The sequence below is a fragment of the Sphingobium sp. CFD-1 genome (genome assembly GCF_024611115.1).
Taxonomy (GTDB): domain Bacteria; phylum Pseudomonadota; class Alphaproteobacteria; order Sphingomonadales; family Sphingomonadaceae; genus Sphingobium; species Sphingobium baderi_A.
This window is the reverse complement of sequence record NZ_CP084398.1, coordinates 3,603,386-3,618,690: the sequence shown is the minus strand read 5'-3', so window position 1 is coordinate 3,618,690 and position 15,305 is coordinate 3,603,386. Positions and strand designations below refer to the sequence as shown.

Annotated in this window: 15 protein-coding genes; 2 read left to right on the top strand and 13 right to left on the bottom strand. The window is 62.9% G+C overall.

Annotation, left to right across the window (positions count from 1 at the left end):
- The first annotated feature begins 354 nt into the window (after positions 1-354).
- On the top strand, positions 355-645 hold the full coding sequence (locus LDB26_RS18095; protein WP_122066921.1) for a DNA -binding domain-containing protein: 291 nt from the start codon (positions 355-357) through the stop codon (positions 643-645).
- 7 nt (positions 646-652) lie between these two features.
- On the opposite strand, the gene LDB26_RS18090 is transcribed toward LDB26_RS18095, so the two are convergent.
- Both LDB26_RS18090 and LDB26_RS21690 read right to left on the bottom strand, forming a co-directional pair.
- Positions 653-1,285: a DUF2285 domain-containing protein gene (locus LDB26_RS18090; RefSeq protein WP_257539461.1), complete on the bottom strand. Its 633-nt coding sequence runs from the start codon at positions 1,283-1,285 to the stop codon at positions 653-655.
- Positions 1,233-1,448 carry a transcriptional regulator domain-containing protein gene (locus tag LDB26_RS21690; protein WP_122066901.1) on the bottom strand — a complete coding sequence of 72 codons (216 nt, stop codon included), beginning with the start codon at positions 1,446-1,448 and terminating at the stop codon, positions 1,233-1,235. Before LDB26_RS21690 ends, LDB26_RS18090 begins: the two co-directional genes overlap by 53 nt.
- Positions 1,449-1,631: 183 nt before the next feature.
- On the opposite strand from LDB26_RS21690, the gene LDB26_RS21685 reads away from it, so the two are divergent.
- Complete coding sequence (locus LDB26_RS21685; RefSeq protein WP_373886134.1) at positions 1,632-1,916, top strand: type II toxin-antitoxin system VapC family toxin; 285 nt, start codon at positions 1,632-1,634, stop codon at positions 1,914-1,916.
- A gap of 41 nt (positions 1,917-1,957) precedes the next feature.
- Here LDB26_RS21685 and LDB26_RS18080 read toward each other — a convergent pair whose 3' ends face one another.
- The 11 genes from LDB26_RS18080 to LDB26_RS18030 form a co-directional block, all read right to left on the bottom strand.
- On the bottom strand, positions 1,958-2,284 hold the full coding sequence (locus LDB26_RS18080; RefSeq protein ID WP_209483344.1) for a DUF736 domain-containing protein: 327 nt from the start codon (positions 2,282-2,284) through the stop codon (positions 1,958-1,960).
- Between the two features lie 569 nt (positions 2,285-2,853).
- The gene (locus LDB26_RS18075; protein ID WP_257539460.1) at positions 2,854-3,294 is read right to left on the bottom strand and encodes a hypothetical protein; all 441 of its coding nucleotides are present in this window, start codon (positions 3,292-3,294) and stop codon (positions 2,854-2,856) included.
- 151 nt (positions 3,295-3,445) lie between these two features.
- A complete protein-coding gene (locus LDB26_RS18070; RefSeq protein WP_209483349.1) occupies positions 3,446-4,372 on the bottom strand; it encodes a DUF2493 domain-containing protein in 927 nt (308 codons plus the stop codon).
- Between the two features lie 307 nt (positions 4,373-4,679).
- Complete coding sequence (locus tag LDB26_RS18065) at positions 4,680-5,717, bottom strand: toprim domain-containing protein (protein WP_209483351.1); 1,038 nt, start codon at positions 5,715-5,717, stop codon at positions 4,680-4,682.
- Positions 5,717-10,039 (bottom strand): strawberry notch family protein, encoded by a 4,323-nt coding sequence (locus LDB26_RS18060; protein ID WP_257539459.1) that lies wholly within the window; start codon positions 10,037-10,039, stop codon positions 5,717-5,719. The genes LDB26_RS18065 and LDB26_RS18060 overlap by 1 nt, the downstream gene beginning before the upstream one ends.
- Positions 10,040-10,197: 158 nt before the next feature.
- On the bottom strand, positions 10,198-10,842 hold the full coding sequence (locus LDB26_RS18055) for an antitoxin of toxin-antitoxin stability system (RefSeq protein WP_257539458.1): 645 nt from the start codon (positions 10,840-10,842) through the stop codon (positions 10,198-10,200).
- The gene (locus LDB26_RS18050) at positions 10,835-11,251 is read right to left on the bottom strand and encodes a hypothetical protein (RefSeq protein WP_257539457.1); all 417 of its coding nucleotides are present in this window, start codon (positions 11,249-11,251) and stop codon (positions 10,835-10,837) included. The genes LDB26_RS18055 and LDB26_RS18050 overlap by 8 nt, the downstream gene beginning before the upstream one ends.
- A 64-nt stretch (positions 11,252-11,315) precedes the next feature.
- Entirely contained in the window at positions 11,316-11,864 is a 549-nt protein-coding gene (locus tag LDB26_RS18045; RefSeq protein ID WP_257539454.1) for a hypothetical protein, read from the bottom strand.
- 197 nt (positions 11,865-12,061) lie between these two features.
- A complete protein-coding gene (locus LDB26_RS18040) occupies positions 12,062-12,226 on the bottom strand; it encodes a hypothetical protein (RefSeq protein ID WP_010335706.1) in 165 nt (54 codons plus the stop codon).
- Between the two features lie 417 nt (positions 12,227-12,643).
- Positions 12,644-12,949: a hypothetical protein gene (locus LDB26_RS18035; protein WP_257539452.1), complete on the bottom strand. Its 306-nt coding sequence runs from the start codon at positions 12,947-12,949 to the stop codon at positions 12,644-12,646.
- 97 nt (positions 12,950-13,046) lie between these two features.
- Positions 13,047-15,185 (bottom strand): ParB N-terminal domain-containing protein, encoded by a 2,139-nt coding sequence (locus tag LDB26_RS18030; protein ID WP_257539450.1) that lies wholly within the window; start codon positions 15,183-15,185, stop codon positions 13,047-13,049.
- Positions 15,186-15,305 lie beyond the last annotated feature (120 nt).

Sequence of the window (15,305 nt, the reverse complement as noted above, 5' to 3'; positions counted from 1 at the left end):
AGACGGCACCCCCGAAAGGGGCTATGTCAGCGCGAAAAGACGTGAGATTTCAGCAACTCAGTGAGCCCGATGCGGATTCGCTCAAGACATCCGCGCGCAGTTCGGCTATGGATGCAGATGGGGCAGACGCACTGCTCCGGGGCTTAGTAACCCCTGTTGACGGTTGGTGTCGGCCGTGACGGCACCACACTCCTTGACCCTATGGTCGGGGAGCCTGTGGCGTATGCAACAGGCTTTCCAGCTAAAGGCCATGGGGCCGTTCAACACGGTTACTAACTCCCCGATCACCAGGAGTCAGAGAGTTTTATTGCGGGGGCGAACCGCAGAAACTCTTCTGAAAGAAGGGGAATGACCGTGAAAGCGCCCGTCGAACTTGACCCCCATGTGGATGATCTGGCTCCATCCGGCCATGTCATCACCGCCTATGACGAGCAGCACTTTGTGACCTATCTGCGCCTTCTGGACGCCAAGTCCGAGGAAGCCGACTGGAAGGAAGTGGCGCGAATTGTTCTGCACCGCGATCCGGCATCAGATGAGATGCGCACCCGGCGATGCTGGCAGAGCCATCTGGAACGCGCTCAATGGCTGTCGCGGGAAGGTTACAGGCAAATACTGGAACAGGCTGCGGCAAACAGGAATCGGTGAGATTGCCTCAGTCGCCTTTTGATCGTGGAATCGGCTTGACCGGATAATGCAAAAGCAGCCGATAGCCTCCGCGCATCATCCTGATGCCGTGGACAACAAGACGACGTGCCTTGTTCTTGCGCGGATCAGTCTCGAAATCTTCCTTGTCGCCACGGAAGCCGAGCAGGACTTCGGCAACGGCGCGATAGCTTTCGCCGTGCAGCCGTGCGTCCAGCGCCCGCAGCGACAGAAGGTGCCATTGCCGAAGCTGCGCTGGCATGGCGCGAATATCCGGCCCCGGAGAGCGGCCTGTCAGGCACCTCCAGAGGCGGCGGGCCGCGTGGGCGCGTAATTCCATGAACTCGTCCATGGGCAGGATTGCAGCATAGAAAGCTGCTGCATCGATTGCGCCCTGTGGCAGCCAGAATTGATGCTCCATCCCACCGACACGCCAGATTGCGTGCCAGCCATCCGGTGCGCGGCGCAGGATCAGGCCATCGAGATGTGCGAGAGCGACAAGCCGCCCGCCATCCGGATCGTTCTGCTCGACCGGAGACAGAATAATGGCCTGCGGATTGAAATGCGGCGACCAGAAAGGCGGTGCGCCGTCAGGCTGCGCGTCGGGGTCGTGTGCGAAATCGCACCCCCCAGCGGGAAGCAAAGGCGTTAACCTCTTCTCCCGCGGGTTCTCTCCTCTGCGTGAGTCTCTCGACGTCACGGCGATAGTCTTCGTTGCGACGAAGATATTCCCAGGCGAAACCGGCGGGCGGAAGGTCTTTAATGCGTTTATAAGCCGCCGGAATACGCCAATCTATGCTCTGCATGGCGCGTCCTCCCAAAGCCGGACGGCACAAGGCCACGCCCGACTTGAAAAGGCTGCGGTATTGATTGGTTTTGCGGTAGCGTGGCTAGCGCGATAAGTGGATCGCCTAACCCGATCAATCCATTAAAGAATCTCTCGTTAGCACTGTTGCGCATCACATGGGAGATACCCTGACGACATTCCCGTGTCAGTGATCGAAGCCGAATGGCGGAAACGCGCGATTACGCGGTTCCGGCGCAGACGAGAGCGCGGCCCGCAGGGCAACAAGGCGGCCGCCCATTTTGCGCAGGTCCGCGCCGAGTTGGAGCGTGCGGGCACGCCTTGCGGGCCGCACGACATGCAGATCGGCGCACACGCCCGCAGCGAGTGGCTGATCGTGGTAAAAGGAATTCGTCCGCATGCCCGGCGTGCGGGTGGAGAACCGGGTGTAGCGGTTGCGGTGGGCGTGACGGCTTTCCTGCGGGTATGAGAAAGGCCCCGACCTTCCGGTCGGGGCCTTTGTTCCGCGCCTCAGTCGCCGCGGCGACCGTTGGGGCGGGACCAGATGAGGGAGAAGGTGTCGCCTTCTTCGTCATCGAAGAGGTTGGCGTAGATCGGGGCGTTGAAGCTCGGATCATCCAGCTTGAGGCCCAGATAGTCGCGGCCCTCGTTGGAGCGCTTGGACCAGGCGGCGCCGATTTCGGCGCGGCCGACCAGAACCCGGTGGCTGGGGGCGTTCTCGCCGGTGGCGCGCAGGTCGGGAACGATGCGCACGCCTTTGGCCTTGACGCTCAGGGTGACGATTTCGCCGGTGAAGTCGTTCGAGCCGGTCTTCTTGAAGGTGCCGATGGTTGCCATTTTAAGTCTCCGTTTTCCGTTTCCGAGCCCGCACCATTGCGGCCTCTATGGCGATCGACCGGCCGGAGACGAACGCTGGCGCACCCCCTTTGGGGGCTGGACAGCACAGGAGAAACTTTCTTGTTCCGCGCGGAATGGCGGCTCTGCCGTCAGGGGAAGAAAGTTGTGACGACGCTGTTGCGCTAAAGCGGTCGAAGCGCATCGCGCTGTTCTTCGGCCAGATCAGGCCATTGAAGAGGCCGTTTGGAGCGGTCGAGACACGGGGGCTGAACGGAGACGTGGCAATCTTGAGGCCCCATCACGATGACCAGACGGGCAACACCGGCCTTGCCGGTCGCCCTGCGTCTCAGGCCATGCGCATCTCTCTTTCCGGCCTGTTCTACCGGCATTGCCCCCAACCGGGTACTGGAAAGACCACAAACACTGGTGCTCCCCGTTCTGCGCTCCTATCAGCCGCATCTGTGCCTCAAGCTGATCCGATGCCTGGTCGCTGTCTGCCACCATTTTCCTGACGAAGATGGAAGATGATCCGCACTCGCTTCTGGTCGCCATCAACTGATCATTGCGGTTCAGGTGCGTGCAAGGTTCCCGTCCGCTGGACCGGCTGCCGCCATGCCCGCAACGCGCAGGAACGCTGTTACGCCCACCGCAATGGCCCCGATCACCGAGAAGATGAGCTGCCATTTTTCAGACGGCATCATATGCTTGACGATACCAAGCGTGGCATAAAACCCGGCCATCCCCGCCGGAGCGACGAAGGCCAGAGCAATCAGCAGACGGGCCCAGATCGGGCGGACCAGCATGAGCAGGCCCTGACCGACTGCCAGTGTCAGACCAGCGGTGAGAAGACCGACAGCGATGCTGCCGAGCCAGCCAGCCCCCGTGCCATAGGACCAGGTGCCTGCATTCAGGCCGATAAAGAACGGCAGGGCGAATACGGCGAGATTGAACAGCAGCCAGCACATGGTGCCGATGGCTGCGATGGAAACGAGGATTCCGAGAACGATCATGGTGGTGTCTCCGTGCAAAAGGTTGGACGGTTGCGCCTTCCACCACCACCACGGCGCGCTGCGACATATAGCATAAATATGCCTGTCCAGGCGACATGGAATGATCGGCGGGCGCTATCGTCATGCTCATGATGACGTGGGAAGGCAGCGCTCACGCGCTGCCGGTCCCGAAGCGATAGACCGGGATGCCCATCTTGCGGGCCTTGTCGGCCAGGTTGTCCTGAATACCCGTGCCGGGGAAGATGATGACCCCGATCGGCATCGTGGCGAGCATCTGATCGTTGCGCTTGAACGGTGCTGCCTTGGCATGTTTCGTCCAGTCGGGCTTGAAGGCGACCTGTGCGACCTTGCGGTTATTGGCCCAGGTGGCCGCGATGCGTTCCGCGCCCTTGGGCGATCCGCCGTGCATCAGGACCATGTCCGGGTGCTTGGCGTGGACCTGATCGAGCTTGGCCCAGATCGTCCGGTGATCGGTGGTGTCACCGCCCGAGAAGGCGATCTTTGGTCCGGCGGGCAGCAGCACCTCATTGTCGGCCCGGCGTTTTGCGGCGATGAAGTCGCGGCTGTCGATCATGGCCGAGGTCATCTGGCGATGGTTGACCCGTGAGCCGGAGCGTTGCGACCAGGGCGTGCCGGTGGTGCGCAGATAGATGTCGGCGGCGGTATCGCGGAAGGTTTCCATGCTGTCGCGGCGCTCGATCAGGCTTTGGCCCGCGCCGATCAGGGTTTCGAGCTGGACGGATTTGACCTCGCTGCCGTCCTGTTCACGCTGAAGACGCTTCTGTGCCTGCTCGTTATCGTCGAGTTTGGTCTCGATCCGCTCGACAGCGCGGTGGAAGGTGTTGACGGTGGACCACAGGATCTCGTCGAGGTCGAAATCGAGGCTGGTGTCGGCCATGGTGGAAATCAGGGCGTCGAAGATGTCGGAGACTGCGCCCTGGATGACGTGATCTTCGGGTGTGATCCGGGGATCGGCCTCGTCTTCGGAGGGACGGTAGCCGTAGAGTTCAAGTTCTTCGATGGCGTGGCCGGTCGGGGACGTGCTGTGATCGGGTTCGAAATCGTCGTGCGCGTACATGGGATGCTTCCGTCAGTTGGACCGCGACCGTCGCGGCCTTCATGGCGAGACAAGCCCACGGGCGCTCCGGTCTGGCAGCGCGAGCCTCTGGCGAGGGCCTTGATGGCAAAGCCCGGCTGATTTGTTTCGCGCTGTAAAGGCGGGCTTGCCCGCCGACGGAAATCAGTCGGGCGCCGCCATTGCCTGACCGGAGCGTTTGTGGGCCGATCGCCCTCTCGGAAGGCCAAGGCGCGGTCCTCTGCTGATGACAGGATGCAGCCTGTGCGCATGACAGCATCGGAACGGCCCGATCACGGCCCCGTGCCGGCTATGCGATTGAAGCCATGAAGCGGCTGACGTCCTCGGGAGCGATTTGCACCCGGATCTCTGCCCGAACGGCATCCAGCCCGTGAGTTGCGAGATCTTCGTTGAAGTCCCCCATCATGGGCGAGAGCGTGATGGCCTCGATCCCGGCCTCGTGCGCCCGGTCCACCAGGCTATCACGGGCGCTGTCACCTGCCGGATCGTTGTCGCGGACGATATAGAGCCTGCGCAGGTGAGGCGGGAACAGGATGGCCGCGAGGTGTCCGGCCGAGAGCGCGGAAACCATCGGCATGGTGGGCAGAGCCTGACGCAGCGACAGGATGGTTTCGATACCTTCCCCCGCCGCCATGACATTCTGCACATCACCGAAACGCACTGCATGTCCGAGCAGGTCGCCCATTGCCTTCCTCGGCGGATCGACGGGTGCCTTGCCGGAACCGTCCGGTGCCAGCCATGTGCGGTGTGCGCCGGTAATCCTGCCATCGAGGTCGGTGACGGCGGCGATCATCGCGGGCCAAGCTTCGGTCGGGCCATCGTCCTCGGGCCGCCAGTAACAGTTGGGATGAAAGCGCAGATTTGCGGTCTGGCGTAAATCCGTAATGCCGCGTCCGCGTAAATACGCTTCTGCGGTACTGCCGATCAGCGGCTGCGTCATGCGCCAGAGGCGACGTGCGGCCTCGGATGATCCGGATGGTGCTGGCGTTCGGGACGGACGGAATGGTGGCTGCGGTTCAGGATGCGGCAGGCTGAGGAAGCGCCGGGCTTCTTCGGCAACGTCCGCGAAGTCGATCAGACCGAGCGAGTCCTGGATCACGTCCAGCAGATCGCCATATTCACCCGTGGCCGAGTCCTGCCATTTACCGGCAATGCCTTTCACGCTGTCGTGCAGCCGGACGAACATGGACCGGCCTGCCGTGTTTCGGACATCGCCAACCTGCCAGTAATTGCCCTGTTTGCGCCCATTCGACAGATAGTGGCGGCACACCGCCTCGGCCTGTCGGCCGAGACGCTGCGCCAGTTCGGAAGCGTTGAGACGCGCCATTATGCGGCCTCCCTCTCACCGATGCGCAGGACCGGGAAGCGGTCAAGCAGTTTGCCGATGATCTCCGGTCCCATCGCGCCGACCGGCACGAAGAAGCGCAGTTTCCACGAGATGATCTCGCTGAAGAGGCCATAGGCCCGCAGCCGGTCGCGCATTGCGTCAGTAAAGCCGGTCAGTTCGATCCGGCTGGCGCCCATGACCCGGACGCGGCGCAGTTGCAGCCCTTCGGCGAGATCAAGGATCGTGCGACCTTCGATCAGCGCGGCATAGGCGGCATCCGGTGTCAGGTTGCTGGTGACGCCACTGGTCGAGGCATTGGCAGCCCATGCCGGCGATACCCGGCGACCGATGATGCGTTCGCCCTCGTCGGTCTGGAGCCGATAGACGCGGGAGGAGTCCTGCGGCAGGCGTTTCCAGATTGGCAGAAGCAGCCCTGTCACCATATGCAGGATGCTGTCGGTGAACTCCGGCACCTCGGCCAGTTCCGCCTTCCAGGCCACGGTGAAGGCGGAACGATCGGCCTCAAGCCAATGGGTCTCACTCATCGCCCGAACCGGAATGTTCATCGCCTCCATGGGCCGGATCAGCCGTACGCGCCGTTCGATCTCGCCATCATCCAGCATGACGCTGGTGGTCGGGATCTGAACGGCGGCACGTCCCGATCGCTCGTTGATGAGCAATCTTGCGCGGGGATCATCCAGTTCCGCCAGGGCTGCATCGAGCGTGACCGGCTGATTGCGTTTGCGCTCTGTGAGCGTCAGGAGCCGCGTTTCTGCGCCGGTGCCCGGATGGGTGTGGATCACCTGCCGGTCGGTGACGATGAAGCTTTCGGCCTTCAGCGTCTCCAGCCCCATATCATAGGTGCCGGATGCAATCGCACCGTCGATCCGCGCCTGCAGAAGCTGCTCGAAGGCCGAGAACAGGATGCCCTGCAACTCGATGGTCAGCGCCAGCAGGCGGTTGAGGAAGGTGGTGATCGGCGGAAGTTCGTCCTTCACACCATTGCTGTCCATCAGCTTCAGCCCGGTGGCGGATTCAAACCGTTCGAGCGAGCAACCCTCGACCTTGCCGCGCACGATCAGCAGATAGAGCTGGCGCAACGCATCGCGAGCATAGGCGGATTCCAGATTATCCTCGGGACGGAACAGCCCCTGGCCGCCGGTCTGGCGCTGGCCGCGTGTGATCGCGCCCAGCGTGTCGAGGCGGCGGGCGATGGTTGAAAGGAAGCGCTTCTCGGCTTTGACATCCGTGGCGATGGGTCGGAACAGCGGCGGCTGCGCCTGATTGGTCCGGTTGGTGCGCCCAAGCCCCTGAATGGCGGCATCGGCCTTCCAGCCCGGTTCCAGCAGATAATGCACGCGCAGGCGCTGGTTTCTCGCCGAGAGTTCGGCGTGATAGCTGCGTCCGGTGCCACCCGCGTCCGAGAAGACCAGAATGCGCTTCTGGTCATCCATGAAGGCCGACGTCTCGGCAAGGTTGGCAGAAGCCGCACGGTTCTCGACCGCAAGGCGTGCCGATGCTCCTTCGCCCTTGCGCACGATCCGGCGCGAACGGCCCGTGACCTCGGCCACCATATCCGTGCCGAAACGCTGGACGATCTGGTCGAGCGCACCGGGGACAGGTGGAAGCGACCCCAGCTGCTCCAGCATCTCGTCGCGCCGCGCTACAGCTTCGCGGCATTCCACCGGCTGACCATCGCGGAAGACAGGGCGTGACGACAGATTGCCCTCGCCATCGCTGAACGGCTCATAGAGCTGCACCGGAAAGGAATGCTGCAAATACGAGCCGACATACTCCCTGGGCGTGACATCGACGGAAATATCGTTCCATTCCTCGGTCGGGATTTCGGACAGCCGGCGTTCCATCAGGGCTTCGCCGGTCGAGACGATCTGGATGACGGCGGCATGGCCCGCTTCCAGATCGGCATCAATGGACCGGATCAGGGTCGGGGTTTTCATGGAGGTCAGCAGATGGCCGAAGAAGCGCTGCTTGGTGCTTTCAAAGGCCGAGCGGGCGGCGGATTTCGCCTGCCGGTTCAGCGTGCCCTCGCTGCCGGTGATATTGGCGGCTTCCATCGCCGCGTCCAGGTTCCCGTGAATCACGGCGAAGGCGGCAGCATATGAATCGTAGATGTGCCGCTGTTCGTCCGTGAGCTGGTGCTCGATCAGTTCATATTCGACGCCATCATAGGAAAGCGAGCGGGCGGTATAGAGGCCGAGAGATCGCAGATCGCGGGCCAGCACTTCCATGGCCGCCACGCCACCGGCTTCGATCGCCTCGACGAACTCGGCACGGGTCTGGAACGGAAAATCCTCACCGCCCCAGAGACCGAGGCGCTGTGCATAAGCAAGGTTGTGTACTGTGGTGGCCCCGGTTGCCGAGACATAAACCACGCGGGCATCGGGCAGCGCGTGCTGGAGCCGCAGGCCCGCACGTCCCTGCTGCGAGGCGGCGACATCGCCGCGTTCGCCTTTTCCGCCACCGGCATTCTGCATGGAATGGCTCTCGTCGAATATAATGGCTCCATCGAAATCGGACCCCAACCATTCGACGATCTGCTTGACGCGGGAAACCTTCTCGCCCCGGTCGTCGGAGCGTAGCGTGGCATAGGTGGTAAAAAGGATGCCTTCCGACAGCGTGATCTTTGCGCCCTGCGGAAAGCGTGACAGAGGCGTGACAAGCAACCGTTCCATGCCCAGCGCCGACCAGTCGCGCTGCGCGTCCTCGATCAGCTTGTCGGATTTGGAAATCCAGATCGCCTTGCGGCGTCCGCGCAGCCAGTTGTCGAGAATGATGGCGGCGGACTGGCGGCCCTTGCCAGCGCCGGTTCCGTCACCGAGCATGAAGCCGCGGCGGAAGCGGATCGATCCGGCAGCATCCTCGGGCGCGGCGCTCACATTGTCGAAATGCTCATCCACGGTCCATGCGCCGGCGAGATGATCGGCATGGGCTTCCCCGGCATAGATCACCGTTTCGAGCTGGGCGTTCGACAGACGCGCGCAGATGTCAGCGGGCAGTATGGGCCGGTAGGACGGCTTCGGCGGTGCGACCGAGGCCATGGCGGCAGACTGCACCAGCTTGGTCGGATGCGGCTGCGCGCCAGCAATGCGTAGCGATTGCAGCGCATATTCCTCATAGATCGCGTCGGACAGGCGAGCGCCTTCCGGTGGCGTCCAGTCCACGGTCTCATAGGCAAGTTCGACGCCCTCGGGATCGTTGGCGGGAGCCGCGGCAGGCCGCGCAGCTGTCGCGCGGGCCAGATAGCCTCGCACGGTCTTCGGCGCGGCGGTTGAACCGGGCACCGCAATCTTCGGCAATGACACCGGCGAACGCTGCGGGACATGCGCCTCGATCCATCCGATCAGCGTGGCAACATCAGGCGCGATGCCCGGTGAGGCCGGAAAAATACCAGTATCGTCGGCGGGCAGTTTGTCGATCACGGTCAGCCGCGTGTCGATCGTGGTGCCGTGCTTTGCATAGACCGCACCATCGACGGCGGCGGTGAACACCACACGGCCACGCGCCTGCAAGCGGATGAAAGCCTCCCGCCAGGCCGGAGCTTCGGGGCCAAAGCCAGCGCCGGTGATCGTCACCAGCCGACCGCCCGGAGCAAGACGGGCCAGCGCCGAGGCAACATGGCGGTAGGCCGCATCTGCGACACGTCCGCTGACATTGGCCATGACCGAGAATGGCGGGTTCATCAGCACCACGGACGGGACGGCATCTGCGGCCAGATGATCGTCGATCTGGGCGGCGTCGAACCGGGTGACGGCGAAGGCCGGAAAGAGCGAGGAGAGTAAATCGGCTCGGGTATCAGCGAATTCGTTGAGGATCAGCGCACCGCCTATGGTCTGCGCCAGGATCGCCAGAAGGCCGGTGCCAGCCGAGGGTTCCAGAACCCTGTCATCAGGCATGATCGCGGCGGCCGTCAGAGCTGCAAGTCCGAGCGGGATCGGCGTCGAAAACTGCTGGAAGTTCTGGCTTTCCTCGGAGCGCCGGGTCTGCGTGGGCAACAGCCCCGCGATCTTTGCCAGCACGGAAATCCGTGCAGCCGGAGAAGCGGCTTTACGGAAAAGCGCCTTTCCGTATTTGCGAAGGAAGAGAACTGTGGCGACTTCGCAGGCCTCATAGGCCAGCTTCCAGTCCCAGACGCCAGTAGCGTCGGACGCGCCGAAGGCCGTTTCCATCGCGCCGCGCAAGGTGGCGGCATCGACGCGCTCACCGCGTTCTAGATGGGGGAGCAAATGACTGGCCGCAGCCAAAATCGCGGGCGCAGCCGCCAGCGGCGTGACCGCATCGGCCACGGGAAACACCATGTTCATGTCGGGAACCTCAGGAGAGCGGGAAGGACAAATCCGGACGGCGCTCTCTCTCGACCACCCGGACTTAACCCCTTCCGGCCAGCCTCTGACTCTCAAACCGCAGCATGAAAAAAGCGCCCCGACCGGACGGCGGGGCGCTTGTCAGTGTCATCTCAGGATCATCCGAAGCGGCGACCGGCTTCGGTGAAGGTGTATTCATTGGCGGCGATGGTTTCATCGACCGCCTCGTCCGAGGATAGATAGTCATATTCGCGTTCAAGCTGGCGGTAGAGCCATCGAGCCAGATCGCGCAGCGCCTCGATGATCGTCTCCTCGGCATCGGCGGTCATGTCCTGCCAGGTCGGGCTGTCTCGCTCGACCGAGATCGCCATGCAGTATTCGTGATAATAATGGCCGCGATGGCTGGCCTCGGCGCGAAGCTGATAGAAGTTGCGGCGCTGGATCGCCTGAAGGGCGTCGGCGATGCGGTGCAGTTCGATGTCCTGCGGGGCGTATTCCCTAATCTGGCGCGGCCCATGTTTCTGGTAGGAATACCAGCATTCAAAACAAGCCCCGTCCCCCTGCGAGGAGAAGCCGCGGAACCAGATGCAGGGGTCTTGCCGTGTGCCGCCGCCCATCAACCGGACGGTGCGGGTCTTGAGGTTCAGCCCGAGGATTTCTGCGATACGCTGGAAATCCTCATAGACGGCATCGTACCAGTCATAATCGAAGCCTCCCTCACGATACCAGGCGCGGGCCTTGTCCTTCGCCGCATCGGACAATTCGCCCAAGCGATAGACGGTGGTTTCGATGATCTCAGGCATAGGGATCTCTCCCTTCGAGAACCGAGGAAAGCCAGCCATCGGTGTCGATCCAGTCCACCGTCTCGCCGGTTGCGAGATCGAGGACATGCGCGCCGCCGCCGAACCCATCCAGGCGGGGTCGAGAGCAACTGTTTGCCCATTGCAGTCCCCATAATCCAGTCAGGCCGAGGGTGGCCGCGCAGTGTATGACGAACCGGATGACATGCTCGGGGTCGCCGGTGTCATCGTCGCGTATCCAGAGCTGCGTACCGTCATGCTCAGGCTGGATCGAGAGCAGGAAGCTGTTGGCGGGTTCATGTTCGGCGCTGCTTCCGTCCGGCAAGGCTTTATAGAGATCGACGGCACGGACGGCATTCTCATGTGTCCCAACGTCGAGCAGGCAGGAAAAGTGGGTGTGGTAATCGGCCATATCAGCCTCCTGAAACAAGAAAGCCCGGCATGGCACCGGGCGAAATGACGGGGATGGGTAACGGTCACGCGGCCTGTGGCAGGTGGAGCAGATCAGCCGCGGCATCGCGCCAGAAGGGATCGACCAGCCGGGCCTCCAGCGCTGCGGCGCGGTAACGCAGCCGTCTCGCCTCTGCGGGATCTGATGTCCGGAATGCCATACCGCGCAGGCGGCTGGCCTCGGTCACGATCCTGCGTGCTTCGGCATCGGATGCGACGGGCTGTTCCCAGAGGATAATGTCGGCGCGGATTTCGCCGGCGAGGACCAGGCGCTGATCGCAGTCCTGAATGAGCATGATGCGCGGCTGGAAATACGGAAAGCTATCCGGCCCGTTGCAGATGCCGCCTCGCGACAGGCACAGCGATGCCAGATGCATAGCTTCTTCAGGCGATGGGCATTCCGCAAGCGGGATCATGCGGTCGAAGCTTTCAGCATCATCGCCAGCATCATAACTGGCAACGCCAATGCAGGAGATGCGCAGCGGCAGTTTCTGCGCCCGAAAAAGCGCGGGTAACACCTCGGACGCCAGGATTTGGCCGATAGAACGGAAGGTTTCGGAACGGGCAAAGGTCATCGGGATCACTCCATGACGGGCGCCGGAAAGCCTCTCTCTCCGATCCTCAACCCGTCACGGCCGAACGGCCCGCACTCTTCCTCTCTGACTGGGGTTTGTCCCCGGTTCCGCTGCCGGCGATGGGCAACCATCGCAAGGCTGAAGGCCCGATCGCGGGTGTCGCGTTCGGGCCGTCGGGGATGAGGCGCTTTCGCGCCTTATTCCCACGGGTCCAGCTCCAGCTTCACCATGTCGTCGTCGCCGTCGAACTCGGCGGCGGGGCAAGCGGCGTGGGTGCCGTCTCCGGCCTGGAACACAACGATCGAAACCATCAGCGTGGTGGCGAGGCTGGCGGCAAAGGCAGTGGCATCTGCATAGGACATGGGTTCCGGCTCCTGTCTTGGGAGGCGGGGGACCATCCCCCGCGCGACAGGCGCCCGAAGTGTCTGACCGGATCTGCAATCACCCGAGGGCGTTCGGACTTTTTCCGAATCCCCGAGGGCGGCACGCGCGCGTAAGCCGACCCCTTTGGGGTTGAATGTCAAAGAGACGGATCGGACCAAGGTTTGCGAATGGAAGCGGGGGTGGTTTTTCGCATCTGACAGGATGCCGGATACCCGTCGCAGATGCTCTGCCGCGCCAGCCTTGCCACCATGCTGGCATCAGGATCGTGTTCCCTTCAGGCCGGAAATGGCTGCCGCTTGTCCTGATGGGTATGGCGGATTGCATGGTGAAGCCGGATTGGACCCGTCCGGTGCAGGCCTCGCATCCTCACGGCCCGACACCCTGCGATCGGGTCTTCAGCTCCAAAGCCCATCGGCGATTTCGCGGGCGATCATCGCGCGTGCTTTCATCATCAGATCGTCGCCCGATGTGTCGATATGACCATAGAAGCGCGCGCGGCCGCCATGGGCAGTCCATTCGGCGTAGCGGCAATATTCACGAGCATCGAGCCGGAACACGCGCATGTCTTCGGCCCAATGGGGCTTTGGCTCGACGACGACGGTGATGCCGTCGCGGGTTTCTTCCCAAGGCAGCGTGCGTTCGTTCGGATGGTTCTCCCGATCCTGGGCGATGATTTCGTCAATGCTGATGCTGGCAGCCATGGCGGCTCTCCAAAGAAAAAGCCCGATCACGAGGACCGGGCGAGTTGCGGAAATGGCGGGTGATAAACGGGGCGACCGAAGCCGCCCCGCATGAGTGCTATTCAGCAGCGACCATATGCTGTTCTTCCTCGTCGTCAGCCGGGTCGTCCTCGCCATCGCCGGAGAGGAAATCGGGCAGATCATCGACTTCCGCCACAGCGCCCGATGCCGGATCGACGTCGATACCATCGCCCACCATGCGCAGCGGCTCAGGCAGCCAGCCAGTCTCGGCCAACAGGCGTTCGGCTTCCTTGGCCATGTCGCCCTTCTTGAGGTGCCCGATCAGATCGGCGGCCCGGTCTCCGGCCCCTTCGCGCACAGCTTCAAGGATACGCGGCTTGGTCACGCGGCCGAGATAGTTGCCAACCGTCGGCCGCCAGCCCACGGCCACCATGTCGAGGCCGGTCGAACGGGCCAGCCGGTCAGCCTGCGACAGGCGGATGTCCAGCCCGTGTTGACTGACGCCCGCGCCGCTATAGGGGTTGGGCTTCTCATAGAGCGCGTTGATACCGTAGCTGACGCAATGGGCGAGCAACTCCATGCGCGACCCATCATCCAGATCGGTCAGCCAATCCCAGAGAGCGGCATCGTCTGCCGGGACATGATCGCCCCAGCGTTCATGCCGGTCTGCAATGGCCTTGGCTGAGGCGCTATCGCGCAGATCTTCGGCCTGTGCGGGCAGATCCACTTTTCGGACCTGCGCTTCGAGGCATCCTTTGCTGGAATGCGGCATGAAGCGATCCATGACCAGTCGGTGGAGCAGTGCCGTCATGGCGACATGCGGGTTCACCGCCACCGCATCCCGCAGCGCCAGCGTGCGATGCGCGGTCAGTTCGCTGACCAGACGATCGGGCAGCGGCTTGATGGTGTCGGCCTCGTCTTCCTCCTCCGTTTCGACCGGCTGGCCGCCCAGCGTGATAACCGCATACATGCGGCTCACCTCCGGTTCAGCCCGCTGGATCACCTCGCCGGTTTCCGGGTCAATGATCTCAGCCTCCGGTTCCGCAGGCGTTTCGTCCTCGGCGCGAACATACCCGCGTTCGATCAGCAATGCGCCATCGGTGTCGATGCTGATGAAGACACCCGCCATGCCGATCTGTTCCGGCTCGAAGGTCATCGGGCGGCGCTCGAAGGTTTCCAGCGCCTGTTCGATCTCACCGAGGCGGGCGTCGATCTCGTCAGGCAGTTCGTCAGCCTCGCCATATTCTGCTTCGAGCCGGTCATATTCGTCACGCAATGCCTCGCGGGTGGCGCGTTCCTCTTCGCTCAGATCGACCGTAGTGCCGACAATCTGACGAAGGCCATGATCGTGACCGTAGGGAAAGGTGATGGCGACCTCGATCCACTTCCAGCCCTCTGCGGCGATGGCTTCGGCCTCGGCCTTCAGTTTTTCGCCCACCAGCCGGTCGAGCAGCACCGGATCTTGCAGCCAGCCACCATCGTCCTGCTGAAAGAGATCGCGCAGCACGCAGCCGCCAGCCTCCTCATAGGCGGCAATTCCGACAAACACTGCCCGCTTGTCGGCGGCGCGGACCGTGGTTTCGGTCAGCAAGCGCCGGATGTGGTAGGGTTCCTTCTGCCAGCCATCCTTGATCGCTTCCCAGACTTGCTCCTGACGCGCATGGTCAGAACTGACGGTGAAGGCCATGAGCTGTTCCAGCGTCATGCCGTCCTCGGCATAGATGTCGAGCAATGCCGGTGAGACCGAAACCAGACGCAGGCGCTGCTTCACCACCTTGGCATCCACGAAGAACGCGGCGGCGATGGCTTCCTCGGTCATGCCCTTTTCGCGCATGGCATGGAAAGCGCGGAACTGATCCAGCGGATGCAGCGGAGCACGCTCGATGTTCTCGGCGAGCGAAACCTCGTCGATCAGCACATCGGCGCTGGCCTCCGACACCACACACGGAACCGGCGCAATTTTGGCGAGGCGCTTCTGCTTGACCAGCAGTTCCAGCGCGCGGAAACGGCGACCGCCGGCGGGCACCTCGAACATGCCGGTTTCCTTCCCCTCGGCATCCACGACCGGGCGGACATGCAGGGACTGGATCAGGCCGCGACGGGCGATGGACTCGGCCAGTTCCTCGACCGAGATCCCGGCCTTGACGCGCCGGACGTTGGACTGGCTGAGCACCAGCTTGTTGAAGGGAATGTCGCGCGAGGACGACAGCGTGATCTTCTGAACGGCAGTGGCCATGTCAGTGACTCCATGACGGACGCCGGTGAGCCTCTCTCTCCGGCTATCAGCCCGTCACGAAGCGAAGCGCCGCCCTCTTCCTCTGAAGAGAGCGACGCCAGCCGCAGAACCTGAAACCCG